The 22,251-nt window shown below is 67.7% G+C and carries 20 protein-coding genes; 9 read left to right on the top strand and 11 right to left on the bottom strand.

Annotated features, from left to right (window positions below; genetic code table 11):
- Positions 1-497: 497 nt before the first annotated feature.
- The 4 genes from LXB15_RS01420 to LXB15_RS01405 form a co-directional block, all read right to left on the bottom strand.
- On the bottom strand, positions 498-746 hold the full coding sequence (locus tag LXB15_RS01420; RefSeq protein WP_233953301.1) for an AlpA family transcriptional regulator: 249 nt from the start codon (positions 744-746) through the stop codon (positions 498-500).
- 92 nt (positions 747-838) lie between these two features.
- Complete coding sequence (locus LXB15_RS01415; RefSeq protein WP_233950522.1) at positions 839-1,768, bottom strand: hypothetical protein; 930 nt, start codon at positions 1,766-1,768, stop codon at positions 839-841.
- Positions 1,765-3,054 carry a site-specific integrase gene (locus LXB15_RS01410; protein ID WP_255696633.1) on the bottom strand — a complete coding sequence of 430 codons (1,290 nt, stop codon included), beginning with the start codon at positions 3,052-3,054 and terminating at the stop codon, positions 1,765-1,767. The genes LXB15_RS01415 and LXB15_RS01410 overlap by 4 nt, the downstream gene beginning before the upstream one ends.
- A 260-nt stretch (positions 3,055-3,314) precedes the next feature.
- Positions 3,315-3,680, bottom strand: coding sequence for a hypothetical protein (locus LXB15_RS01405; protein WP_233950520.1), 366 nt, complete (start codon positions 3,678-3,680; stop codon positions 3,315-3,317).
- Positions 3,681-4,122: 442 nt separating this feature from the next.
- Here LXB15_RS01405 and fdxA point away from each other — a divergent pair, with 442 nt between their 5' ends.
- Positions 4,123-4,461 carry a ferredoxin FdxA gene (gene fdxA / locus LXB15_RS01400; RefSeq protein ID WP_183208161.1) on the top strand — a complete coding sequence of 113 codons (339 nt, stop codon included), beginning with the start codon at positions 4,123-4,125 and terminating at the stop codon, positions 4,459-4,461.
- A gap of 66 nt (positions 4,462-4,527) precedes the next feature.
- On the opposite strand, the gene LXB15_RS01395 is transcribed toward fdxA, so the two are convergent.
- The 3 genes from LXB15_RS01395 to LXB15_RS01385 form a co-directional block, all read right to left on the bottom strand.
- A complete protein-coding gene (locus tag LXB15_RS01395) occupies positions 4,528-4,908 on the bottom strand; it encodes an RNA-binding S4 domain-containing protein (RefSeq protein ID WP_233950519.1) in 381 nt (126 codons plus the stop codon).
- A 17-nt stretch (positions 4,909-4,925) separates the two neighbouring features.
- Entirely contained in the window at positions 4,926-8,354 is a 3,429-nt protein-coding gene (locus LXB15_RS01390; RefSeq protein WP_233950518.1) for a helicase-related protein, read from the bottom strand.
- A gap of 115 nt (positions 8,355-8,469) precedes the next feature.
- On the bottom strand, positions 8,470-9,081 hold the full coding sequence (locus tag LXB15_RS01385; protein WP_233950517.1) for a phosphatase: 612 nt from the start codon (positions 9,079-9,081) through the stop codon (positions 8,470-8,472).
- Between the two features lie 443 nt (positions 9,082-9,524).
- Between LXB15_RS01385 and LXB15_RS01380 the strand changes: the two genes are divergently transcribed.
- The 4 genes from LXB15_RS01380 (at position 9,525) to LXB15_RS01365 (ending at position 16,271) form a co-directional block, all read left to right on the top strand.
- Positions 9,525-10,409, top strand: a complete 885-nt coding sequence (locus tag LXB15_RS01380) for a DMT family transporter (protein WP_233950516.1) — start codon at positions 9,525-9,527, stop codon at positions 10,407-10,409.
- A gap of 107 nt (positions 10,410-10,516) precedes the next feature.
- Positions 10,517-13,978, top strand: coding sequence for a pyruvate carboxylase (gene pyc, locus LXB15_RS01375; RefSeq protein ID WP_233950515.1), 3,462 nt, complete (start codon positions 10,517-10,519; stop codon positions 13,976-13,978).
- A 149-nt stretch (positions 13,979-14,127) separates the two neighbouring features.
- Positions 14,128-14,946 carry a DeoR/GlpR family DNA-binding transcription regulator gene (locus LXB15_RS01370; RefSeq protein ID WP_233950514.1) on the top strand — a complete coding sequence of 273 codons (819 nt, stop codon included), beginning with the start codon at positions 14,128-14,130 and terminating at the stop codon, positions 14,944-14,946.
- A gap of 59 nt (positions 14,947-15,005) precedes the next feature.
- Positions 15,006-16,271, top strand: coding sequence for an MFS transporter (locus LXB15_RS01365; RefSeq protein ID WP_233950513.1), 1,266 nt, complete (start codon positions 15,006-15,008; stop codon positions 16,269-16,271).
- Positions 16,272-16,286: 15 nt separating this feature from the next.
- Here the strand turns inward: LXB15_RS01365 and LXB15_RS01360 are convergent, their stop codons facing one another.
- Complete coding sequence (locus LXB15_RS01360; RefSeq protein WP_233950512.1) at positions 16,287-16,445, bottom strand: DUF3309 family protein; 159 nt, start codon at positions 16,443-16,445, stop codon at positions 16,287-16,289.
- A gap of 117 nt (positions 16,446-16,562) precedes the next feature.
- Positions 16,563-16,736, bottom strand: coding sequence for a DUF3309 family protein (locus tag LXB15_RS01355; protein WP_233950511.1), 174 nt, complete (start codon positions 16,734-16,736; stop codon positions 16,563-16,565).
- A gap of 163 nt (positions 16,737-16,899) precedes the next feature.
- Here LXB15_RS01355 and ispG point away from each other — a divergent pair, with 163 nt between their 5' ends.
- Together ispG and LXB15_RS01345 are read left to right on the top strand one after the other, a co-directional pair.
- Positions 16,900-18,165 carry a flavodoxin-dependent (E)-4-hydroxy-3-methylbut-2-enyl-diphosphate synthase gene (ispG, locus tag LXB15_RS01350; protein ID WP_233950510.1) on the top strand — a complete coding sequence of 422 codons (1,266 nt, stop codon included), beginning with the start codon at positions 16,900-16,902 and terminating at the stop codon, positions 18,163-18,165.
- A 77-nt stretch (positions 18,166-18,242) separates the two neighbouring features.
- Positions 18,243-19,214: a lytic transglycosylase domain-containing protein gene (locus LXB15_RS01345; RefSeq protein ID WP_233950509.1), complete on the top strand. Its 972-nt coding sequence runs from the start codon at positions 18,243-18,245 to the stop codon at positions 19,212-19,214.
- 40 nt (positions 19,215-19,254) lie between these two features.
- Here LXB15_RS01345 and LXB15_RS01340 read toward each other — a convergent pair whose 3' ends face one another.
- Entirely contained in the window at positions 19,255-20,154 is a 900-nt protein-coding gene (locus tag LXB15_RS01340) for a polyprenyl synthetase family protein (protein WP_233950508.1), read from the bottom strand.
- A gap of 164 nt (positions 20,155-20,318) precedes the next feature.
- Between LXB15_RS01340 and LXB15_RS01335 the strand changes: the two genes are divergently transcribed.
- Both LXB15_RS01335 and rpmF read left to right on the top strand, forming a co-directional pair.
- On the top strand, positions 20,319-21,008 hold the full coding sequence (locus tag LXB15_RS01335; protein ID WP_233950507.1) for a biosynthetic peptidoglycan transglycosylase: 690 nt from the start codon (positions 20,319-20,321) through the stop codon (positions 21,006-21,008).
- Between the two features lie 226 nt (positions 21,009-21,234).
- Positions 21,235-21,420 carry a 50S ribosomal protein L32 gene (gene rpmF, locus LXB15_RS01330; protein WP_233950506.1) on the top strand — a complete coding sequence of 62 codons (186 nt, stop codon included), beginning with the start codon at positions 21,235-21,237 and terminating at the stop codon, positions 21,418-21,420.
- A gap of 177 nt (positions 21,421-21,597) precedes the next feature.
- On the opposite strand, the gene phaR is transcribed toward rpmF, so the two are convergent.
- A complete protein-coding gene (gene phaR / locus LXB15_RS01325) occupies positions 21,598-22,218 on the bottom strand; it encodes a polyhydroxyalkanoate synthesis repressor PhaR (RefSeq protein ID WP_233950505.1) in 621 nt (206 codons plus the stop codon).
- Positions 22,219-22,251 lie beyond the last annotated feature (33 nt).

The raw sequence follows: 22,251 nt of genomic DNA, 5'->3' as shown, positions 1-22,251 counted from the left end.
GGCAAACGTTCCAGACGCCTTGAAGGTTGAGGAGTGAAACGGTATCTCTAAGGTTGTTCCGGCAAAGAACGCATCTGTAGACCCGTCGCCGCCTACTGCGGCGGCGGGTTTTGACTAAGTGGGACACTGGATTGCACTGCCTCCTTCGTTGGGGCAGAATCCGCGTTGTGATGTGCGCTTTAAATGCAGCGCCGCATCACCACCGAGACCGCACGCTTCGACGACGGTTGTGACTTTGGGCATGCTCTCTCCTTGCTTTGGAACGACTATGACGAGCCGGGCAGGCCGTCGCGACAATTTAAGGCAAATAGAAACGAAAGGACCGCTCGGGGACGAGGGAGTTTAGAGGCGCGCTTACTGTCGCCGCGTCGCCGTTGTGTCTTGGGTGACCCGCGCCTCCCATCATTCCTCTTCGAGGCGGCTGGCACCGGGCGCTCTGACGAGATTGATAGACCAGATAGCTACTCCGAGCGGTCGGTCTACTCTCAGCGGGACCGTCATCGCCAGCAGACGGAGGCAATGCCTTGCGGATCCTTAGACCCCATAACCCGGTCCGGCTCCATCTTCTGCGTGATCCATGCCCGCACCGCTTGCTCCGACCAACCGACGCGGCCGGGGCTCAAAGTGATGGAGTTCGGAAAATCTCCGGAGCGGCAGAGACGCCAGATCGTCGACCGCGACAAGCCTACAATGGCGCGGACCTGTCGTATCGAGAGGATGCAGTCGGATGATTGAATGGAAGGCATGGCGGCAACCTCACGTTCTTGGATGTCGCTTTTTCTCCCAATCGGTTTCAGGTGTGAATGATCAGATACTTGTTTAATACGCGACAAACTGATTAGGCATCCGATTCCTCAGCTGCCCAGGCCGAGCATTTTTTTTGCACGGCAATCGCATAACGACGCAGCGTTGATCCGGAAATTTTTGCGATCTCCATCCCGCTCCTGGTTTTGGAAACCATTCGTGTTGCAACACTGAGATAGCGAAGAATTGGGCTGATCGAGTGCTCACACCCGCCGATCCGCAGCTTTAGCGCATCCTCTGATGTAGCTGTGTTCCAAGCAGCCATCAAAAGCAGAACAAAATGCTCCTTGTTGCTTGAAATAGCGAGCTTCAATGGAATTTTCCTAAGAAAATCTGCATGTGCTTCAAGATCCTCTGCCAGTCTTTCTAGGTATATCTCGGCGGAAGGGTTTCTTACCCGCAGCGCGATGGCTCTCGGCATGTTCCTGGAATTCCTAGCCTGCGCGCACGGAAGGTGCGGATGTATTTGAAAATTTCCTGGAAGAAATGCTTTGCCTGACACTGCTCGTTTGACGATTTTCGCCGACGCCCGCAATTGCTTTGCCTCTGCCCGAAGATCACGCTCAAGAACAGACGGAGACGGTGTCAGCTTCCAAGACTCAAAAAATCTTGCGTACATTATTCCAGCGTTGATGACTTCTCGAACACCTTCTTCTATAGTAATCTCTTTAATTTCTTTATTTCTCTGCATCTCCGTGCAAAGCTCATGGATTTTTTCCTTGGTCAAACCCTGATCGGAAAGAATATCGACAAGCTCATCAATTGAATACAATGAAACATCTATATGATGTCGAGCCTCATATATCTTCCTTTTCTCACGGGGATCATCATTTTTATCATTTAGAAGTGGTATTCGCCCCGTCCCATGGCAGCGCGGACACGTCACCCTGTCCTCTTCAAAGAAGCCGAGCTCGCCGGTGCCAACGCAGACAACACACCCGACGCCTGCCCATCTGTTGCTCATCGGATCGTGACCACATTGGAAGCCGGACAGCTCGTAATCCGGTTTAGCTCCCCTGCCCATGCCTCCAGCGCTCGGCGCTTCTCCGGCAGATAGCTATTGCGGTCGTAGATCCCCGTCACGGACGCCGTATCGCCGGTATCACTCGCGTGATTCAAGACCCGCGAGACGAGGAAGCGAGAAACGCTCAAGCGCTCGCTCGTCAATGCCGTCGCGCCCGTGCGCCGCAGATCGTGCGGGCGAATTCCTACAAGTCCTGCTTTCGCCGTCACCCGACGAAACGCATGGCTTAGCGCCGACGGGCCGATCGGCTCATCGGTTTTGCGCGGCGACGGGAACACGTACTGGCTTCCGCCGGCAAGCGCTTCCGCTTCATCGATCAGTTCAATCGCGAGCGGCGACAGCGGAACGATGTGCGTGCGGTGGTTTTTCGTTCGCTTGCCTGGAATGATCCATAGGCGAGCCTCGCGATCAATTTCGCTGCGGCGCATACCCGTGATCTCGGCCCGCCGCTGCAGCGTTACTGCAGCTAGAAGGATCGCAACGGAGACCGAGTGCGATACATAAACGCCGTCGGCTTTCTGAACATCTCGCAAAGCTCTCCAAAGCACTCCTAATTCGCCGTCGGTCAGCACCCGCTCGCGTGTCTGGAACTGCGGCACGGTGACAAACTGGCAGGGGTTCAGCACGACGATCTCCTGCCAGATGCCAAAGCTGTAGATCCCATGGAGGACCACTTTGCACTGACGCGCCGTACTCGGCGCATGTTCGTCTGCGACTGCATTAACTAGTGCCTGAACCCGGGCGCGTGTCAGATCCGACAGTTTCTCTTTCCCAAGTCTCGGCAGCACGTGTCTGTCGAAGTAGTAGCGCTCGCTCTTCAAGGTGCTCTGGCGCTTCTGACGGGCATTCGGTCGATGCCGGCCGGCCGCAGCCTCAGAGAAGTACCGAATGCCGACTTCAGCGACGGTTTCTAGCCTGCTCGTCTCAATCGCCTCCTGTTTGGCGGCTTTGCGGACTGCCGCTGGATCTTGTCCAGCGTGCACCCGCGCGCGCTCCGCGACCACGGCGGCTCGTGCGGCGGCTAGCGAAACATCGTCCAGTCGACCCAGAGAGATCCGCTTTTGCTCGTTTGCTGCGGTACGGTATCGGAAGGTCCAGGACTTCACACCCTGGGGAGTGACCCGCAGCGACAGTCCTCGCTCTTTGGTGTCGGCGAACTCTGTCAACTTGCATTCGTGCGGCTTCGCACTCCGGCAGAATGCGTCCGTAAGAGCGACTTTGGGCATCCCAATCTCCATGACCAAACAGTCGCCCGTGGTCACGCTCTGGTCCCGGAAAACCGAAACTTTCTGTGACCACGGGAAAGCGTCTGAAACATCCGATTAGCTGGATAGCCTGCTCTGTAGGGGAGATGCAACCATATGGAACGGATTGAATATACCCGGACACCATATTCCTAATCTGAGGGTCACTGGTTCAAATCCAGTCGGGATCACCATTCTTTCGAGCCATTTGCGACGAAGGGCACTTTGCCCGCTTGCCGGAGCTAGCCGCCCCAGATCCCGAACAGGGCGGCGAAGAACGCCGCCATGAAGGCGATCAGCTCGAGGCCCCAGTCATAGGCGTAGAGAAGGTTCAGCCCCGGGGTCAGCGCCCAGACCAGCTCGGCGAGCCCGATCCAGGAAATGCTGTTCTGGGTCCCGAACCACTTGGCGATCGCGATCACGTAGCCCTGGACGATCAGCCAGGCGGGGCCCAGCGTGGCGAAGGCCCGCAGCGTGCGCGCCCGCCGTACCGCCCGCGGCGACGAGAAGATCTCGATGGCGAGCGCCCAGATCACCAGCAGCGAGATCCACGACGAGACCAGCGCCGTGACGATCTGCAAGACAAGACTGAGGTCGGAGAACTGCACGAAACGCCTCCCCTGGCGGACAGAGGCATCCTGGCGGCAGAGGCGGGCGATTTTGCGCCGCCGCAATCAGTCAGCGAGCTTTTTCTCGACACGCTTCGGTGAACCGGCCTCACTTTCGCTCCCCCCGGGACCCGCCGCCCCGAGCCATCGCGCCGCCCCGGACCCCGCCCTCGAGGCCGCACGCCGAAACGGCGGGCCTTCGCGCCACGTGTCGCCGACCGGCGGAAGCATCGGCGGGCCGGCGGCCTGCAGGATCGGCGCCGCGCATCCCGGGGAATGCGTTTCGCCAACAGCGGCCTTGCGCGACATGCTTTGCCCTTGTCAGCCTTTCGGCGAGCGTCTAACTCCGGGCCGAAGCGTGCGGATGCCGGCTGTCGCCGGTATTGCCGGCACGGCTGACGACCGGCCCGGCGCTCGCCCGGGCCATGCCGAGGGACCGTCCATGACCTATGTCGTGACCGACAACTGCATCCGCTGCAAATACATGGATTGCGTGGAGGTGTGCCCGGTCGACTGCTTCTACGAAGGCGACAACATGCTCGTCATCCATCCCGACGAGTGCATCGACTGCGGTGTCTGCGAGCCGGAATGTCCCGCCGAGGCGATCAAGCCCGACACCGAGCCGGGTCTCGACAAGTGGCTGAAGATCAACACCGAATATGCCGAGAAGTGGCCGAACATCACGATCAAGCGGGAAGCGCCGGGCGACGCCAAGGAGCATGACGGCGAGGAAGGCAAGTTCGAGAAGTACTTCTCGCCGGAACCCGGCCAGGGCGACTGAGCCCGCCCGGCCGGCGCCCGTCCGCGGCGCCGGTCTGCGGCGCCCCGCCCGGGGCGTCCCCCACTTCTAGCTTTCGTCCCTGAGCCGGTCGAGCTGGCGGCGTTCGCGCTTGGTCGGCGGGCGGTCGGACGGCCGGTAGCCGGTCTCCGGTTCGGCAGGCAGGTCCCCTGGCTTCGGCCCCGGCGGGGTGATGTCCTCGAACAGGCCCGCCGCCTCGCTGGCCGGGCCGCGCCGGACGCCCGGGTCGCGGACCGTGAGGATGCGGATGCCGCTCTTCAGGCTGAGCGTCAGCGTGTCGCCGGGCCGCACCAGCCGGGCCGCACTGTCGATCTTGTCGCGATTGACCCGGACGGCGCCCGCCTGGACCAGCTTCTGGGCGAGGCTGCGCGACTTCGCCACGCGGGCGAAGAACAGCCATTTGTCGACGCGCTGCCCGGTTTCAGCCATCGCGCCGCCGGTCCATCCTACTTGCCGAGCTTGTCCCGGAGCGCCGCGAGCTTGGCGAAGGGCGAATCGGGGTCGGCGACGCGCTGGGGCTTGGCCTGCTGCGGCTGCTCGAAGCGGCGCGACTGGCGCTCCTCGCCGCCGGCACGATCCTTCTTCCAGTCCTTGTCGGGACGCGACTTGTCGGGCCGTCCGCGGCCCTTGCCGCCGGCGAACTTGCCGCCGCCCTCCTTGTCGCCGGTGCGCTGCGCCGTGCCACGCTCGCGGGCCGGACGCTCGCCCTCGGGCGCTGCGTTGCGTTCGCCGCCACGCTCGTTGCCGGCGCCGCGGCCCCTGCCGCGATTCTGGCCGGGGCGCTGGTTCGGACGGCCGCCGGCGCGCTGCGGCCGCCAGACCTGGATGATCCGGGCGGGCTCCGGCGCGGCCGGCTCAGGCGCGGCGGCTTCCGCCGTGTCGGCGGCAGCGGGCTCGGCGGCGGCGGGGGCCGCCGTCGCAGTGTCCTTTGCGGGGCCGACCGCTTCCTCGAGCGTGCTGACGGCCTCGTCGACCAGGGCCGCGACCTCGGGCGTTGCGGCCGCCGGGGCATCGGACGCGACGACCGGAGACGCCTCGTCCGCCGGTGCCGCCGGTTCGGATGCCGTCGCCGCCGCGTCGGGCGCTGCAGCGGCCGGCTCGCCGGCCGCGTCTGCACCGGCCGGCGAGGCAGCCTCAGTAGCGGGCTCTTCGTCGGCCACGATGCCGAGGGACGCCGCATCGTTGCCCGACGCTTCCGGCGCGGCCGTCTCGGGCGCGTCCTCGGCAGCGGCGACCGTGTCGCCCGCCGCTTCCGGCGCGGTCTCTTCGCCGGATGCCGCGTCGCCCGTCGCGGGCTGCGGCGCGTCCGCCGTGGCGGCCGCCTCCGCCGCCTTGCGGGCCGCTTCCTGGCGCGCGGCGGCTTCCGCCGCGACGGCCTCGGCGTCGAGCCGCTGCAATTCGGCCTCGACGGCCGGGGCTTCCATGCCTTCCGGCCGGTAGCCGAGGCCCTTGAGGATTTCTTCCATGTCCTCGGCGGTGGCGCCGAGAATCGACATCATCGCCGGGGTCACCAGGAACTGCGCGCCGTTATAGGCGCCGTCCGGTCGCTTGCCGGTGCCGGGCTTCCAGGCGAGCGCCGGGCGGATCAGGTCGGCGAGCCGCTCCAGTATGTCGACGCGCACCGCGCGCCGGCCGAGCAGGCGATAGCCCGCAAGGCCGTAGAACACCGGATCGAAGCTCGCGTCGGCGACGGCCGAGGTGCGGCCGGTCGCCAGGAGATGCGTCGCCTCGCCGTAGCCGGGGCGCTCGCGCCCGTCGTTCTTGATCGCCCAGAGCAGCGTGATCAGCGCGGCCGGGGCCGGCTTGATCAGCGCCGGCACGAAGATGTGGTAGGCGCCGAAGCGCACGCCGCAGCGCCGTAGCGCCGCGCGGGCGTCCTGCTCCAAGGCGCGGACCTCCTCGGCGACGTCGCGCCGCTGCAGGGTGCCGAGATTTTCGTAGAGCCGGTAGGCGATGCCCTTTGCCGTGCCCTGCAGCGCCTCGGCGGACTTCAGGTCCGCGAGCGGCTTCAGCACGGTGGAGACCTGGTAGGTGACGAAGCGCTCGGCCCGCGAGGCGACCTTGTCGCGCGCCGGCCCGGTCAGCTGCTCGTCGGCGAGCAGCACCACCTTCGGCGCGAGCACGTCGTCGCTGGCGGCAAGCGAGGCGATCGGCGCGCCGAGCCAGCGCACCAGCCCGTCCGAGGCCAGCGCCAGATCGCCGTTCGGCGCGTTGGCGAAGCGCTCGGCGCGCTTTTCGAACTCGCCGGCCAGTGCCTTCTGCGAAGCGGCGCGCACGGCCTTGCCGTCCGTTCCCTCGGTCCGGCCGTCCAGGGTGAACCTGAATCCCTGCAGCTCCCCGACAGGGTGGCCCTCGACCACCACCGTTCCGTCGCTGCCGATTTCAGCTTCCATTACCGCATTCTCTCTCAACCGTCTCATCAAGACGCTTGTCCTGCGGTCTACGAAGCGTTTCGTCAACCTGTCGTGAAGAGCGTCGGAAAGCCGGTCTTCGACCTCCCGCGTCTTTTCCTGCCAGTGTGTCGGATCGGCCAGCCATCCCGGCCGGTGCGAAATATAGGTCCAGGTGCGGATCTCGGCGATGCGCTGGGAGAGCGTGTCGATGTCGCCCTCGGCCCGGTCGGCGCGCAGCACCTGCGCCGCCATGTAGTCTTCCGCGACCCGTCCCCGGCTGGTCAGGTCGCCGTAGATCGTGGCGATGATCTCGGCATGCTGGGCCGGCGCGATGCGCCGGTAGTCCGGCAGCTTGCAAGCCTCCCACAGCAGTTCGACCCGCGCCGGCGTGGTGGCGCGGTCGGCGACGGCGGCGTCCTTCGACAGGAATTCCAGCGCCCGCTGGTCGACCGCCGGCAGCGATCGCGACAGCGACGGCGACGGCGGCAGCGCCTCCAGGCTGTTGCGCAACGCGCCGATCGAGGCGAAGTCGAATTCGCGGCTGCGCCACTGCAGCACCCTGACCGGCTGGAAGGCGTGCGCCTCAAGCGACTCGACCAGTTCCTGCGGCAGCGGATCCACCTTGCCGGTGACGCCGAACGTGCCGTCGCGCAGATGCCGCCCGGCGCGGCCGGCGATCTGGCCGAACTCGGCCGGCGTCAGCTGGCGGTACTGGAACCCGTCGAACTTCCAGTCCTGCGCGAAGGCGACGTGGTCGACGTCGAGATTGAGCCCCATGCCGATCGCGTCGGTGGCGACAAGGAAATCCACCTCGCCCGACTGGTAGAGCTCGACCTGGGCATTGCGGGTTCGCGGCGACAGCGCGCCCATCACCACCGCGGCCCCGCCGCGCTGGCGGCGGATCAGCTCGGCGATGGCATAGACCTCCTCGGCCGAGAAGGCGACGATGGCGGTGCGCCGCGGCAGGCGGGTTATCTTCTTCGACCCGGCATAGACGAGGTTCGACAGCCGCGGCCGCGTCACCGTGTTCATGCCCTTGAGCAGCCGCTGCAGCACGCCCTGCATGGTGGAGGAGCCCAGCAGCAGCGTCTCCTCGCGGCCCCGGGCGTGCAGGATGCGGTCGGTGAAGACGTGGCCGCGCTCGAGGTCGCTCGCCAGCTGCACCTCGTCGATGGCAACGAAGGCGGTGCCCGGATCGCGCGGCATCGCCTCGACGGTGCAGACCGAATAGCGCGCGTTGGGCGGCTTGATCTTCTCCTCGCCGGTGATCAGCGCGACGGCGCCGACGCCCACCCGGTCGCAGACCTTCTGGTAGACCTCGCGGGCGAGCAGGCGCAGCGGCAGGCCGATCGTCCCGGAGGAATGGGCGACCATGCGCTCGATGGCGAGGAAGGTCTTGCCGGTATTGGTGGGGCCCAGCACCGCGGTGACGTTTGTCCCATCGAAGCGGACGGTCTCGTGGACGGGGCGAAGTTCGGTCATCTGTCCCGCCTATGTGGGATCGCCCGGCCGTTGGAAAAGGCTTCGCGGCCGATTCGCAAGGTCGAGCCGATGGTTGCGACCGGACCGGTGCCTCGCGGCCGCAGCCCGGCCGCGTTCAGGACGGCTCGTCGCCTGCCGTTTTTTGGCCCTCGAGCATGTCAAAGGCGAAGCTGGTGGATGCCTGGTCGCCGCGCAAGCGCAGCGATCCGGCGCCCGCCACGAAGCGGCTGTCGCAGGCTTCCACCAGGGCGCCGCCGAGACCGAGCGCGTCGTCGAACAGCGCGACGACGAGGCGGTTCGGGCTCGGCGCCTGGCTGCATCCGGCCCGCGCCGTTGCCACCGCTTCCGCCGGGGGCAGCAGCGCCGCCAGCAGGCCTATCGCCATGGCGGGCGCGCGGCGCACGCCCTGGAGGCCGTGGATCAGCAGCCGCGCGTCGGCCGAAAGCCCGTCCGCGAAGGCACGGGCCGCCGCCACGTGATCGCGGACCGGCGCGGCGGCCGCGTCCGCCTCGTCGACGTCGTCGAAGGCGAGGATCAGCTGGCGCTCCGGCGCCAGGTCGCGTGGGCCGAGATAGCTGAGGTCCGGCGCCTTGATGGTGAGGACATGGGTCGGGTCGATCGCGGCGAAATGCCGGCGCGCCTCCGACTGGCCACGAACCACCAGGCGCCCGGGCCAGCCGGCCGCGTAATGCCGGCCGGAGCGGGCTTCGATGAATCCTGCCGTCACCGCTGGTCTCCCTGCCGCACGGACCTGTCACGGCCGTGGCGATCCCTGCCCCTCCTCCGAGAGACGGTTACAATTAGAACGATCGAATCGGTCCTGTCACCGTCGGCGTGCCGGCGGACCCCTCAAGGCCGCCTGCCAGGATGGGCGACGGCACCCTCCGGAGGCCCTGCGATGACCGTCCCAAAAAAATTTCTGCAGCAGTCGATTTTTTTTCGGAACCCTTCTTTTCGGTCCGCATTCTTAAGACACCCCCAAGCGATCATCCCCCCTCGATCGCGATGCAGACGGAAAAAGGCAGCTCCCCCTCGCTGCCTTTTTTCGCGTCTGGGGTCTGGTTTTGCGACCACAATCTCCCGCTTGATCCGGCTGGCTGACGATTTCGGTTGCGCTGCCGCGCCAACCCGTCCTAGGCGACGGGCTCCCGCCGCCACGAGCCCATCCTTATGCAAGCCGGCATTCTCCTGGCCTTCGCCTCCTACTTCGCCTTCGCGTGCGGCGACGCCGCGCTGAAGGGCGTCGGCGATCGCCTGCCGGTCTTCGAGATCGGCTTCTTCGTGTCGCTGTTCGCCCTGCTCCCGGCGCTGTTCACCAAGCGGCCGGAGGACAACTGGGGCAATGTCTTCGTGCCAAAGCGGCCCGGCCTCCTGACCATAAGGATGATCAGCGGCACGGTGGGCGGCATTCTCGGGGTCGTCGCCTTCACCACCCTGCCGCTGGCGGAAGCCTATGCGCTGATCTTCCTGCTGCCGGTGTTCGTCACGGTGTTCTCCTGGCTCGTGCTCAAGGAGCATATCGGCTGGCGACGCTGGCTGGCGGTGCTGGGCGGGCTGGTCGGCGTGCTGCTGGTGGTGCGACCGGGCTTCCGGGAGGTGCTGCCCGGCCACTTCGCGGCGCTGGGCGTCGCCGTCAGCGGCGCCATCACCGTCATCGTGCTGCGCGTGCTGGGGCCCTCGGAGCGGCGCATCACGCTGATCGGCGCGGTGCTGGTCGCCGCCATCCTGGTCAACGGCATCCTGATGATCCCCGACTACGAGACGCCGCATCACGGGCTCTGGCCGATCCTCATCCTCGGCGGCGTCTGCGCCGGCATGGGCCATCTGCTCATCGTCTTCGCGACGCGCCTCGCCCCGGCGGCAAGGGTGGCGCCGACGCAGTACAGCCAGATCGTCTGGGCGACGATCATCGGCGCCAGCTTCTTCGGCGAGTATCCCGACGCGCTGTCGCTCGCCGGCATGACCCTCGTCGCCGTCTCGGGCCTGTTCACCTTCGTGCGGGAGAAGGAAGTCGCCGACTGGCCGGACCGGGTTCCGCTGATCCGCAACCGCTGAGCGGCACCGCCTGCCGTTCGCACTTGCGAAGTGCCGCGTCCGGCGCGATCTTGAGCGGCCGCGGGAAGCCTCTATAAGCGGGCCCAGGCACCAAGGGGGAATGTTGCTTGACCATCCGTAAGATACTCGTCGCCAATCGGTCGGAAATCGCGATCCGGGTCTTCCGTGCCGCCAACGAGCTCGGCCTCAAGACCGTGGCGATCTGGGCGGAGGAGGACAAGCTCGCGCTGCACCGCTTCAAGGCCGACGAGAGCTACCAGGTCGGCCGCGGCCCGCATCTGACCCGCGACCTCGGGCCGATCGAGAGCTATCTGTCGATCGAGGAGATCATCCGGGTGGCGCGGCTCTCCGGCGCCGATGCCATCCATCCCGGCTACGGCCTGCTCTCCGAGAGCCCGGAATTCGTCGACGCCTGCACCGAGGCCGGCATCGTCTTCATCGGCCCGACCGCCGACACGATGCGCCGGCTCGGCAACAAGGTCGCCGCGCGCAATCTCGCCGTCGAACTGGGCGTGCCGGTCGTGCCCGCCACCGCGCCGCTGCCGGACGACATGGACGAGGTCCGACGCATGGCCGCCGAGATCGGCTTCCCGGTGATGCTGAAGGCCTCCTGGGGCGGCGGCGGCCGCGGCATGCGGGTGATCCGCGCCGAGAAGGACCTCGAGCGCGAGGTCACCGAGGGCAAGCGCGAGGCGATGGCCGCCTTCGGCAAGGACGAGGTCTATCTGGAGCGCCTGGTCGAGCGGGCCCGCCACGTCGAGGTGCAGATCCTCGGCGACACGCACGGCAACGTCGTCGACCTGTTCGAGCGTGACTGCTCGATCCAGCGGCGCAACCAGAAGGTCGTGGAGCGGGCGCCGGCGCCGTACCTCGACGACGCGCAGCGCCGCGAGATCGCCGGCTACGGCCGCAAGCTTGCCGATGCCACAAGCTATGTCGGCGCCGGCACGATCGAGTTCCTGATGGATGCCGACACCGGCGCCTTCTACTTCATCGAGGTCAACCCGCGCATCCAGGTCGAGCACACCGTGACCGAGGAGGTCACCGGCATCGACATCGTCAAGGCGCAGATCCACATCCTCGACGGCGCCGCGATCGGCACGCCGGAGAGCGGCGTGCCGCGCCAGGAGGACATCAAGCTCAACGGCCACGCCCTGCAGTGCCGGATCACCACCGAGGATCCCGAGCACAATTTCATTCCCGACTACGGCCGCATCACCGCCTATCGCGGCGCCACCGGCTTCGGCATCCGCCTCGACGGCGGCACCGCCTATTCCGGCGCGGTGATTACCCGCTTCTACGACCCGCTGCTGGAGAAGGTGACCGCCTGGGCGCCGACGCCGCAGGAGGCGATCGCCCGCATGGACCGTGCGCTGCGCGAGTTCCGCATCCGCGGCGTCGCCACCAACCTGACCTTCCTCGAGGCGATCATCGGCCACGAGAAGTTCCGCGACAATTCCTACACCACCAAGTTCATCGACGAGACGCCGGCGCTGTTCGAGCAGGTCAAGCGCCGCGACCGCGCCACCAAGCTCCTGACCTATCTCGCCGACGTCACCGTCAACGGCCATCCGGAGACCAAGAACCGCGCCCGCCCCTCGCCCGACCAGGCGCCGCCGGTGGCGCCGCTGTTCGAGGCGCCGATCATCCCCGGCACGCGGCAGAAGCTCGACGAGCTCGGCCCCGAGGGCTTCGCCACCTGGATGCGCGAACGGCGCGAGGTGCTGGTCACCGACACCACGATGCGCGACGGCCACCAGTCGCTGCTGGCGACGCGCATGCGCACCCATGACATCGTCGCCATCGCCGACGCCTATGCCCGCGCTTTGCCGCAGCTCCTCAGCCTCGAATGCTGGGGCGGCGCCACCTTCGACGTCGCCATGCGCTTCCTCACCGAGGATCCCTGGGAGCGGCTCGCGCTGATCCGCGAGAAAGCGCCCAACATCCTGCTGCAGATGCTGCTGCGCGGCTCCAACGGCGTCGGCTACACCAACTATCCCGACAACGTCGTCCGCCACTTCGTCGCCGAGGCGGCCAAGGGCGGGGTCGACCTGTTCCGCGTGTTCGACTGCCTGAACTGGGTCGAGAACATGCGCGTCTCGATGGACGCGGTGCGCGAGGCGGGCAAGCTCTGCGAGGGGGCGATCTGCTACACCGGCGACCTGTTCGACCCGGAACGCTCGAAATACGACCTCAAATACTACGTCGCCCTCGCCAAGGAGATGGAGGCGGCCGGCGCCCACATCCTCGGCGTCAAGGACATGGCAGGACTCCTGAAGCCGGCGGCGGCGCGCGTCCTGTTCAAGGCGCTGCGCGAGGAGGTCGGCCTGCCGATCCACTTCCACACCCACGACACGTCGGGGATTTCCGCCGCCACCGTGCTGGCCGCCATCGATTCCGGCGTCGACGCGGTGGATGCGGCGATGGACGCGGTCTCCGGCAACACCTCGCAGCCCTGCCTCGGCTCCATCGTCGAGGCGCTGAAGGGCACCGAGCGCGACCCCGGCCTGTCGTCCGAGGCGATCAGGCGGATCTCCTTCTACTGGGAGGCGACCCGCAACCAGTACGCCGCCTTCGAGAGCGATCTGAAGGGCCCCGCCTCGGAGGTCTATCTGCACGAGATGCCCGGCGGCCAGTTCACCAATCTCAAGGAGCAGGCCCGTTCGCTCGGCCTCGAGACGCGCTGGCACCAGGTGGCGCAGACCTATGCCGACGTGAACAAGATGTTCGGCGACATCGTCAAGGTGACGCCGTCCTCGAAGGTGGTGGGCGACATGGCGCTGATGATGGTCAGCCAGGACCTCACCGTCGCCGACGTTCTCGACCCGAAGAAGGACCTCGCCTTCCCCGATTCCGTCGTGTCGATGCTGCGCGGCGATCTCGGACAGCCGCCGTCGGGCTGGCCCGCCGACATCCAGGCCAAGGTGCTGAAGGGCGAGACGCCGATCACCGTGCGCCCCGGTTCGCTGCTGGAGGATGCCGACCTCGACGCCGAGCGCGTGGCCATCGAGGAGAAGCTCGAGCGCAAGCTGAGCGACCAGGAGTTCGCCTCCTATCTGATGTATCCGAAGGTCTTCACCGACTTCGCCGCCGTGCAGGAGCTCTACGGCCCGGTCTCGCGCCTGCCGACGCCGTCCTATTTCTACGGCATCGAGCAGGAGGGCGAGGTGCTGGTCGATCTCGAGCGCGGCAAGACGCTGGTCGTGCGCTGCCTCGGCATCGGCGAGACCGACGAGAAGGGCATGCGCACGGTGTTCTTCGAGCTGAACGGCCAGCCGCGCCGGGTGAAGGTGCCGGACCGGGCCCACGGCGCCGCCGGCGGTGCGGTCCGGCCGAAGGCCGACGTGACCAACCCGAACCATGTCGGCGCGCCGATGCCGGGCGTCGTCTCGACGCTCGCCGTGGCGCCCGGACAGACCGTGAAGGCCGGCGACGTGCTGCTTTCCATCGAGGCGATGAAGATGGAGACAGCGCTGCACGCCGAGCGCGACGGCACGATCGAGGCGGTGCACGTGACGGCCGGCGCCCAGATCGACGCCAAGGACCTGCTGGTGGTGTTCGCGGGCTGATAACCGGGCTGCGGGGAAGGGAAGCGGCGCGTCAGGTCGCTGCCTTTCCTCCAGCCGCCACAGGTGGGGCTATGCCGTCTCGTGGAGCCGTTGACGACCGCTGCCGGTTTGTGCATGTTCATGCCGATTGATGCACGATTGGCCGGCAGATGGCTCTACCTCTTCTCACTCTCGAACGACAGGAACGGATTCGCGCCCTGCTGGCCAGTGACGGTCGTGTGCTCGCGGCCGAGCTCGCCGACCGGTTCGGCGTTTCCGAAGATACGGTCCGGCGCGATCTCCGCGAACTGGCCGATGCTGGCCAGTGTCAGCGCGTGTACGGCGGAGCAGTCCCGGCTGCCCCAAGGGAAGGAAACCTGTCCGAGCGCCAGCGCATAGGGGCGTCACGCAAGTCCGCTTTGGCCAGAGCTCTTGCCCAGACGGTCGAGCCGGGCGCGTTACTGTTCATCGATGCCGGCTCGACCAATCTGGCCATCGCCGAAGCCCTACCCGAAGATTGCGGGCTGGCGGTCGTCACCAACGCGCCTTCGATCGCCAGCGCGCTCATGGAGCGGTCCGGCATCGAGACGATCCTGCTTGGCGGACGCGTTGACCCGGGAACGGGCGCATGTCTCGGGCCGAAGGCAATGGCTGACGCTTCGCTTTTCCGCCCGGACATTCTGGTGCTCGGGGCCTGCGGGGTCGATGCCGAACAAGGCGTCACCAGCCATGTCCTGGAAGAAGCCGAACTGAAGGCCGAGATTGCCTCCCGGGCCGCGCGTATCCTGGTGGCGGCGACGACGGACAAGCTGGGAACCGCCAGTTCCTATCGCGTCGTCCCGACCGAGCAAATTTCGCTCCTGTTCGTCGAGAACGACTGCCCGGCCTCCCTGCTGGCCCCTTTTAAGCGTCGCGGCACGGCCATTTGCCATGCCGGCCCGGAACCCGCCGATGCGGCGGCAGCGACCAAGCGCCGCGCCCGACGTTGACCCCATCCCGCGGGACGGCAGAAGCCGTTTCGCCATCTCAGACCTTAGCGAGACTTCGCGTGAACACTCCGCTCAATCCCCCGCGGCCTGCCGCCCGCCTAGCCTTCCCCGGGCCGCGCTTCGCCGTGTCGATCGCCTTCCTGATCAACGGCTTCGTGCTGGGTAGCTGGGCGCCGCAGGTGCCGGTGCTCGCCGCGCGGCTCGGCTATAGCGAGACCGCGCTCGGCCTGCTGATCCTGGTGTTCGGCCTCGGCGCCCTCACCGCGATGCCGCTGATCGGCATGGCGATCAGCAAGGGCGGGTCGAAGCGGCCGACTCTGGCGACGCAGCTGTTGCTGGCGGCATCCCTGCCGTTTCTCGCCTTCGCGCCGGCGACCGTCCTTGCCGTGCCCGCCGCCTTCTTCTTCGGCGTGACGCTGGGCGGCATGGACGTCGCGATGAACGCCAACGCCATCGCGGTGGAGAAGACCCGCGCCAAGGCGATCATGTCGTCCTGCCACGGCTTCTGGTCGCTCGGCGGTTTCGCCGGGGCGGCAGCCGGCGGGCCGCTGATCGCGGCGCTCGGCCATGAGGGCCACGCGCTGTTCGTCGGCGCCGTGACGCTGGCGCTGCTCTGGCCGGTCTCCCGCTTCGGCCTCGACGACCGGACGCTGCCCGTTACCGGCGCGGCTAAGCCGGCCGGCGGCCTGGCGGGCATCGTCGAGGCGGCACGGCGCGACCGCACGGCCCTGCTGAAGGCCCTGGCCATCGGCATCTTCACGCTGTTCGCGTTCTTTCCGGAGGGCGTTGCGATCGACTGGAGCGCATTGTTCCTGCGCCAGGATCTCGGCGTCGACGTCGCCGCCTCGGGATTTGCCTTCGCGGCCTTCTCGGCGGCGATGGCGCTGTTCCGCTTCGTCGGGGATCCGCTGCGCGACCGGTTCGGCTCGGTGCCGACGCTGGTGGTGTCGCTGTTCACCGCCTCGGCGGGCCTCTGCGTTATCGCGCTGTCGGGCGAACTGGCCCTGGTGCTGATCGGCTTCGCGGTAATGGGGATGGGTCTCGCCAACGTCGTCCCGGTGGCCTTTTCGGCGGCCGGCAATCTGCCGGGGCTGAAGCCCGGCATCGGCATCTCGATCGCGACGACGCTCGGCTATTCCGGCGCGCTGTTCGCGCCGTCGGTGGTGGGATTTGCCGCCGAGCGCTTCGGCTTCCCGACCGTGTTCCTGACGCTCGCCGCCCTGCTCGGCGTGCTGCTGGTCATGACGCCGCTGGTGCGCAATGCCGACCGGGTCAGACCAGGATCGGAGCGGCCCGAAGGCCGCCCCGGCGAGGTCCGCCCGTAGCGGCGGCTGGGCCTGCTAGATGCGGCCCATCAGCAGCAGCACCAGAATCACCAGCAGGATGACGCCGAGAATGCCCGAGGGACCGTAGCCCCAGCTGCCGGAGTAGCCCCAGGTCGGCAGCGCGCCGACGAGAAGCAGGATGATGATGATGAGAAGGATGGTGCCGAGACTCATGGTCGCTGTCCGTTCCGTGGCCTGACGATATTGTCGATCACAAACCCTTGAACGGTTGTCCCGGTTCCGCGGCACTCGCGGCCGCGGCAAGTTTTCGGTTAAGAAGGCGCGAACGCGTCAGGGCGGCCCGAACCCGCCGATCGCCACGAAGACCGCGATGAGCGTCAGGATGATGCCGAGGACGATGGTCGGCCGGTATCCCCACCGGCGGGAGAACGGCCAGACCGGCATGACCGCGACCAGCGCGAGGAAGACGAGGACGACGATGATCGGTCCGTATCCGACGGCCATGGTATGCTCCAACTGGGTGTCCGCCCTGCCATAGGGCAGCCGCGACCGGCGGCGCAACCCTTCGCGCCCGACGGTCATCCGCCCGACATCGAACGGCGGTGAATTGACAAGGCGGCGCGCAGGCGCCAACTCGCATCGTGAAATCGCACCCTCGGGGTTCGCCATGACCATCCAGACACCGATCGACCTCGTCGATGCCGATCCCTCGCCCCGCCGCCAGACGGTGGGCGTTCGCGTCGGCGGCGTGATGGTCGGCGGCGGCGCGCCGGTTGTCGTGCAGTCGATGACCAACACCGACACGGCCGACGTCGACGCGACGGTGGCGCAGGTCGCGGCCCTCGCCAAGGCCGGCTCGGAGATCGTCCGCATCACCGTCGACCGCGACGAGGCGGCGGCAGCCGTGCCGCGGGTCCGCGAGCGGCTCGACCGGCTGGGCGTCAACGTGCCGCTGGTCGGCGACTTCCACTATATCGGCCACAAGCTGCTCGCCGATCATCCGGCCTGCGCCGAGGCGCTGGCCAAGTACCGCATCAATCCCGGCAATGTCGGCTTCCGCGAGAAGCGCGACCGGCAGTTCACCGACATCGTCGAGATGGCGATCCGCTGGAACAAGCCGGTGCGGATCGGCGTGAACTGGGGCTCGCTCGACCAGGAACTGCTGACGCGGCTGATGGACGCCAACAGCGCGCTTCCCGTGCCGCGCACGGCCCGCGCCGTCACCCGCGAGGCGATCATCCAGTCGGCGCTGCTGTCGGCGGAACTCGCCGAGGAGATCGGCCTCGGCCGCGACCGCATCATCCTGTCGGCCAAGGTCAGTCAGGTGCAGGACCTGATCGCGGTCTATCGCGACCTGTCGCGGCGCACCGACCTCGCGCTGCATCTCGGCCTGACCGAGGCCGGCATGGGCTCGAAGGGCATCGTCGCCTCATCCGCCGCCATGGGGATCCTGCTGCAGGAAGGCATCGGCGACACGATCCGCGTCTCGCTGACGCCGAAGCCCGGCGGCGACCGCACCCAGGAGGTGCAGGTCGCGCAGGAACTGCTGCAGACCATGGGCTTCCGGCAGTTCGTGCCGATCGTCGCCGCGTGCCCCGGCTGCGGCCGCACCACCTCCACGGTGTTCCAGGAACTCGCCGAGACCATCCAGGCCGACCTTCGCCGCAACATGCCGGTGTGGCGCGAGCGCTATCCGGGCGTGGAGACGCTGAACGTCGCGGTGATGGGCTGCATCGTCAACGGGCCGGGTGAATCCAAGCACGCCGATATCGGCATTTCCCTGCCCGGCACCGGCGAGACGCCCGCCGCGCCGGTCTTCGTCGACGGCAAGAAGACCGTGACGCTGCGCGGCCCGGCGATCGCGGCGGATTTCCAGGTGATGGTCGCCGACTATATCGAGCGCCGCTTCGGGAGCGGCTCGACCGGGCTGTGACCGGCGGCCGGCTCTCCTTCCCGCACCCCCACGCGGCGACGCTCCGGTGCCGCCGGCCGATCGGCGCGGGCCCCGGCATGACCGCCCGCCCGCTGCGCCTTCTTCGGCCGATGGCGATGCTGCTCGCGGGGTCCCTTGGCATGGCGGCACTGGCTCCGGCAGGTGCTGGCGCGGAGACGCCGCCGGCCGGCTCGCTCGTCCTGCCCGCCCTGCCGTTTCCGCCGAGCCCGCCCTCCTTCACCACGGATCCTGCCGCCGGCCTCGTCGACGCGGCGGCGGCGCCGACCGCGGAGACGATCTGCCGGGTCATCGCCGCCAACGCGGCGGCGGTCGGCATGCCGGAAGCCTTCTTCGCCCGGCTGATCTGGAAGGAAAGCCGCTTCGACGCCGCCGCGGTCTCGCCGGTCGGCGCCCAGGGCATCGCCCAATTCATGCCCTACACGGCCGAGGAGCGCGGCCTCGCCGACCCTTACGACATGCGCTCGGCGATCCGCCATTCGGCGCTCTATCTGTCCGACCTTCGCGCCGAGCTCGGCAGCTGGGGGCTCGCGGCCGCCGCCTACAATGGCGGGATCAACCGGGTGAAGCGCTGGCTCGCCAGCGGCGGCACGCTGCCCTACGAGACCGAGGCCTATGTCGCCGACATCACCGCGCGGCCGGCGGACTGGTTCCGCGAGGCGGGACGCGAGATCGAGATCCGGCCGCTGGATCCCGAACGGAACTTCCAGGAGAGCTGCGCCCGCCTGCCGGTCATGAAGACGCGGGCGATCTTCGCCTCTCTCGACGGCGAGGAGAGCGCCCCGATGCGCCCCTGGGGCGTGCAGGTGGCGGGCCACGAGCAGCGCGCCGTCGCCATGCGGATGTTCGAGCGCGTCCGCGCCAGCCATCCGGGCCTCGTCAAGGAGGCGCCGATCGTCATGCGCAAGCGCACCGGGCCGCGCCGGACGATCTATGCGGTGAGGCTCGGGGCCGACAGCCGCGGCGAGGCCAACGCGCTCTGCCAGCAGCTGCGCGGCGCCGGCGCCGCCTGCATCGTGATGAAGAACTGAGCCGGCTTACCTGATCGCCGTGCTGTCCGGGAATCGGCCGTCAGTGCTGACGATGGGCCACGAAGCGGGCCGCCGCCAGCAAGGTCGCGCCGCGCTCGCCATAAGGCGACAGCTCCGCTTCCGCCTCGGCCACCAGCTCGCCGAGGCGCTGGCGGGTCCAGTCGTGGCCCTTGAGCGCCGGCAGGGTCTTCTTGCCGCGCTCGCGGTCCTTGCCGGCGGCCTTGCCGAGCGTCGCCGCATCGGCGGTCTCGTCGAGGAGATCGTCGGCGAGCTGGAAGGCGAGGCCGACCAGTTCGCCGAAGCGGCGCAGCCGCTGCCGATCGGCCGCGTCGGCGTCCGCCACCACCGGCCCCGCCTCGCAGGCGAAGGCGATCAGCGCGCCGGTCTTCATCGCCTGCATCGTGGCGATCTCGGCTTCCGTGAGGTCGCGGCTCTCCGCCGCCAGGTCCAGCGCCTGGCCGCCGACCATGCCGCCGGCCCCGGCGTCGCGCGCCAGCATCAGGACGAGCGCCGAGCGGGCGGCGAGCGACAGGCGCTCGGCGCCGGCGATGAGCCCGAAGGCGAGCGTCAGCAGGCCGTCGCCGGCAAGGATCGCCGTCGCCTCGTCATAGGCCTTGTGGACCGTCGGCTTGCCGCGCCTGAGGTCGTCGTCGTCCATCGCCGGCAGGTCGTCGTGGACGAGCGAGTAGCAGTGGACGCACTCCAGCGCGACGGCGGCATCCAGCGCATCCTCGGCCGACGCGCCGAACAGCGCCGCCGCCTCGATCAGCAGGAACGGCCGCAGCCGCTTGCCCCCGCCGAGCGCGCCGTGCGCCATCGCCGCGCGGACCCGTTCCGGCGCGCCGGCGAGCGGTCCGTCGCCGGCGAGCACCGTCGCCAGCCGCGCCTCGACGCGGGAAGCGGCGGCCGCCAGAAGTGCTTCGAATCCGTCGCCGTCCATCGCCCGATTCCTCGCCGTTCCGCTGCCGCGGCTTTGCGCGAGCCGTCCCCCCGGGTCAAGCCCGCCGCCGTTGCGAGGCGCCAAGCTCCCGGCTAAGGCTGGGCGATGAAACGTCGCCGTTGCCCCATCCTCGCAGCAGCCGCCGCTGGCGGCATCGGTGCGCCATGATCCGCCGGGTGCTCGCGGGGATCGCGATCGTCGTCGTGCTGCTCGTGGCGATCCCTTTGGTACTGACGCCGCTCTACGCGATCAGGGCGATCCATCCCGTCTCGACGCTGATGCTCGCCGACCACGTGGCCTTCCGTCCGGTGCTGCGCGACTGGTTGCCGATCGAGGATGTCGCGCCGGTGATGGTCTATTCGGTGCTGATGTCGGAGGACGGCCAGTTCTGCCGCCATGACGGCATCGACTGGGGCGAGATGCGCGCCGTGGTGGACGCCGCGCTCGCCGGCGAGGAGACCCGCGGCGCCTCGACCATCCCGATGCAGACGGTCAAGAACCTGTTTCTCTGGAACGACCGCTCCTACATCCGCAAGGCGCTGGAAGCGCCGCTGGCGATCTATTTCGACCTGCTCCTGTCGAAGCGGCGGATCATGGAAATCTATCTCAACGTCGTCGAGTGGGACAAAGGCGTCTATGGAATCGGCGCCGCCAGCCAGCATTATTTCGGCAAGCCGGCGAGCGAGCTGTCGGCGCGCCAGGCGGCGCTGCTGGCAGTGACGCTTCCGGCGCCCGGCACGCGCAATCCGGCCAATCCGGGCCCCGGCCTCGATCGCCTGGCGCGGCGGGTCGAGCGGCTGGCGAAAGCCTCGGGCGACTATGTCGGCTGCGTCAGGCCAGCCGAATCCGGCTGAGGAATTCGCCGCGCCCCTTCCCAAGGGCCCCATGCTTTGCTATGGGCTGCCTCGAATTCCCGTCACGGCGAAGCCTTGCGGCGATCTTCGATCGCTCGCCGGCGCATCCGGCGTGAGAGGGCGAAGCGACGGGCCTGCGGCCCGGCGAGGCGCTGCGGGACCGGAACAGAGATGATTTTGCCGGCGCGCCATCGTGCAGCAGGCGACAGACCGAACGGAGCACGACATGGCCGTACCTAAACGCAAGACCAGCCCGTCGAAGCGCGGCATGCGCCGTTCGGCGGACGCCCTCAAGGCGCCGACCTACATCGAAGACAAGAATTCCGGCGAGCTGCGCCGCCCGCACCACATCGACCTGAAGACCGGGATGTATCGCGGCCGCCAGATCCTGACGGTCAAGGAAAAGGAGTAAGCCTTTACCGCGTCCGACGGCGGCTCCGGCCGCATGACATGACGAAGGCCGGTCCCCGCGGACCGGCTTTTTGCGTCCGCTCGGGCGCACGGTCGTTCATGACCTGAGCCCTGCAGAAGCCTCTGCTCCTGTGGCGGACCGCTTGGGCCGCTCGCGCCGGCTCCGCCGGGCTGCGCGCTACTTGTCGCCCTTGGCTTCCGCCGTCTTGGCGTCCAGCGCCTCGAGCCGCTTCTGCATCTGCGCCAGCTGCTGGCGCATCGCCTTGATGTCCTCCGGGCCGGCCTTGTCGCCCTCGTCGGACGCAGGCGCGCCGTTGCGTGCCTCGCCGGTCTCGCCGATCGCGCCGGCGATGAACGGGTTGAACATCGCCATCGCCTGGCGGAACATCTCGGTGTTGCGGCGGACCTGCGCTTCCATCATCTTCATCGGCGCCTGCGCCATGGCGCCGGGCATCTGGTCGCGAAAGCCTTCCTGCTCGCGCGAGAACGCGCTCATCGTCTGCTCCAGATAACCAGGGATCACCATCTGCATCTGGTCGCCGTAGAACCGGATCAGCTGCCGCAGGAAGGTGATCGGCATCAGGTTCTGCCCGCCCTTGTTCTCCTGCTCGAAGATGATCTGGGTCAGCACCGCATGGGTGATGTCCTCGCCGGTCTTGGCATCCTGGACGACGAATTCCTCGTTGCTCTTCACCATGCCCGCGAGATTCTCGAGCGTCACGTAGGTGCTGGTGCCGGTATTGTAGAGACGGCGGTTGGCGTATTTCTTGATGACCGTCACATCGGAATTCTTGGCCATTCCTCACCCCTTTTGCCGCTTCTGGACGGCCGA

Source organism: Aurantimonas sp. HBX-1 (assembly GCF_021391535.1).
GTDB lineage: Bacteria > Pseudomonadota > Alphaproteobacteria > Rhizobiales > Rhizobiaceae > Aurantimonas.
The sequence above is the reverse complement of the archived record's forward strand: the minus strand, read 5'-3'. Positions and strand labels throughout refer to the sequence as shown.

What these genes read in the sequence shown, in the direction of transcription:
- LXB15_RS01420 (WP_233953301.1), bottom strand. Translation starts at nt 746, where the DNA reads ATGCCTTCCATTCAATCATCCGACTGCATCCTCTCGATACGACAGGTC.
- LXB15_RS01415 (WP_233950522.1), bottom strand. Translation starts at nt 1,768, where the DNA reads ATGAGCAACAGATGGGCAGGCGTCGGGTGTGTTGTCTGCGTTGGCACC.
- LXB15_RS01410 (WP_255696633.1), bottom strand. Translation starts at nt 3,054, where the DNA reads ATGCCCAAAGTCGCTCTTACGGACGCATTCTGCCGGAGTGCGAAGCCG.
- fdxA (WP_183208161.1), top strand. Translation starts at nt 4,123, where the DNA reads ATGACCTATGTCGTGACCGACAACTGCATCCGCTGCAAATACATGGAT.
- LXB15_RS01395 (WP_233950519.1), bottom strand. Translation starts at nt 4,908, where the DNA reads ATGGCTGAAACCGGGCAGCGCGTCGACAAATGGCTGTTCTTCGCCCGC.
- LXB15_RS01390 (WP_233950518.1), bottom strand. Translation starts at nt 8,354, where the DNA reads ATGACCGAACTTCGCCCCGTCCACGAGACCGTCCGCTTCGATGGGACA.
- LXB15_RS01380 (WP_233950516.1), top strand. Translation starts at nt 9,525, where the DNA reads ATGCAAGCCGGCATTCTCCTGGCCTTCGCCTCCTACTTCGCCTTCGCG.
- LXB15_RS01370 (WP_233950514.1), top strand. Translation starts at nt 14,128, where the DNA reads ATGGCTCTACCTCTTCTCACTCTCGAACGACAGGAACGGATTCGCGCC.
- LXB15_RS01360 (WP_233950512.1), bottom strand. Translation starts at nt 16,445, where the DNA reads ATGAGTCTCGGCACCATCCTTCTCATCATCATCATCCTGCTTCTCGTC.
- LXB15_RS01355 (WP_233950511.1), bottom strand. Translation starts at nt 16,736, where the DNA reads ATGGCCGTCGGATACGGACCGATCATCGTCGTCCTCGTCTTCCTCGCG.
- ispG (WP_233950510.1), top strand. Translation starts at nt 16,900, where the DNA reads ATGACCATCCAGACACCGATCGACCTCGTCGATGCCGATCCCTCGCCC.
- LXB15_RS01345 (WP_233950509.1), top strand. Translation starts at nt 18,243, where the DNA reads ATGACCGCCCGCCCGCTGCGCCTTCTTCGGCCGATGGCGATGCTGCTC.
- LXB15_RS01340 (WP_233950508.1), bottom strand. Translation starts at nt 20,154, where the DNA reads ATGGACGGCGACGGATTCGAAGCACTTCTGGCGGCCGCCGCTTCCCGC.
- LXB15_RS01335 (WP_233950507.1), top strand. Translation starts at nt 20,319, where the DNA reads ATGATCCGCCGGGTGCTCGCGGGGATCGCGATCGTCGTCGTGCTGCTC.
- rpmF (WP_233950506.1), top strand. Translation starts at nt 21,235, where the DNA reads ATGGCCGTACCTAAACGCAAGACCAGCCCGTCGAAGCGCGGCATGCGC.
- phaR (WP_233950505.1), bottom strand. Translation starts at nt 22,218, where the DNA reads ATGGCCAAGAATTCCGATGTGACGGTCATCAAGAAATACGCCAACCGC.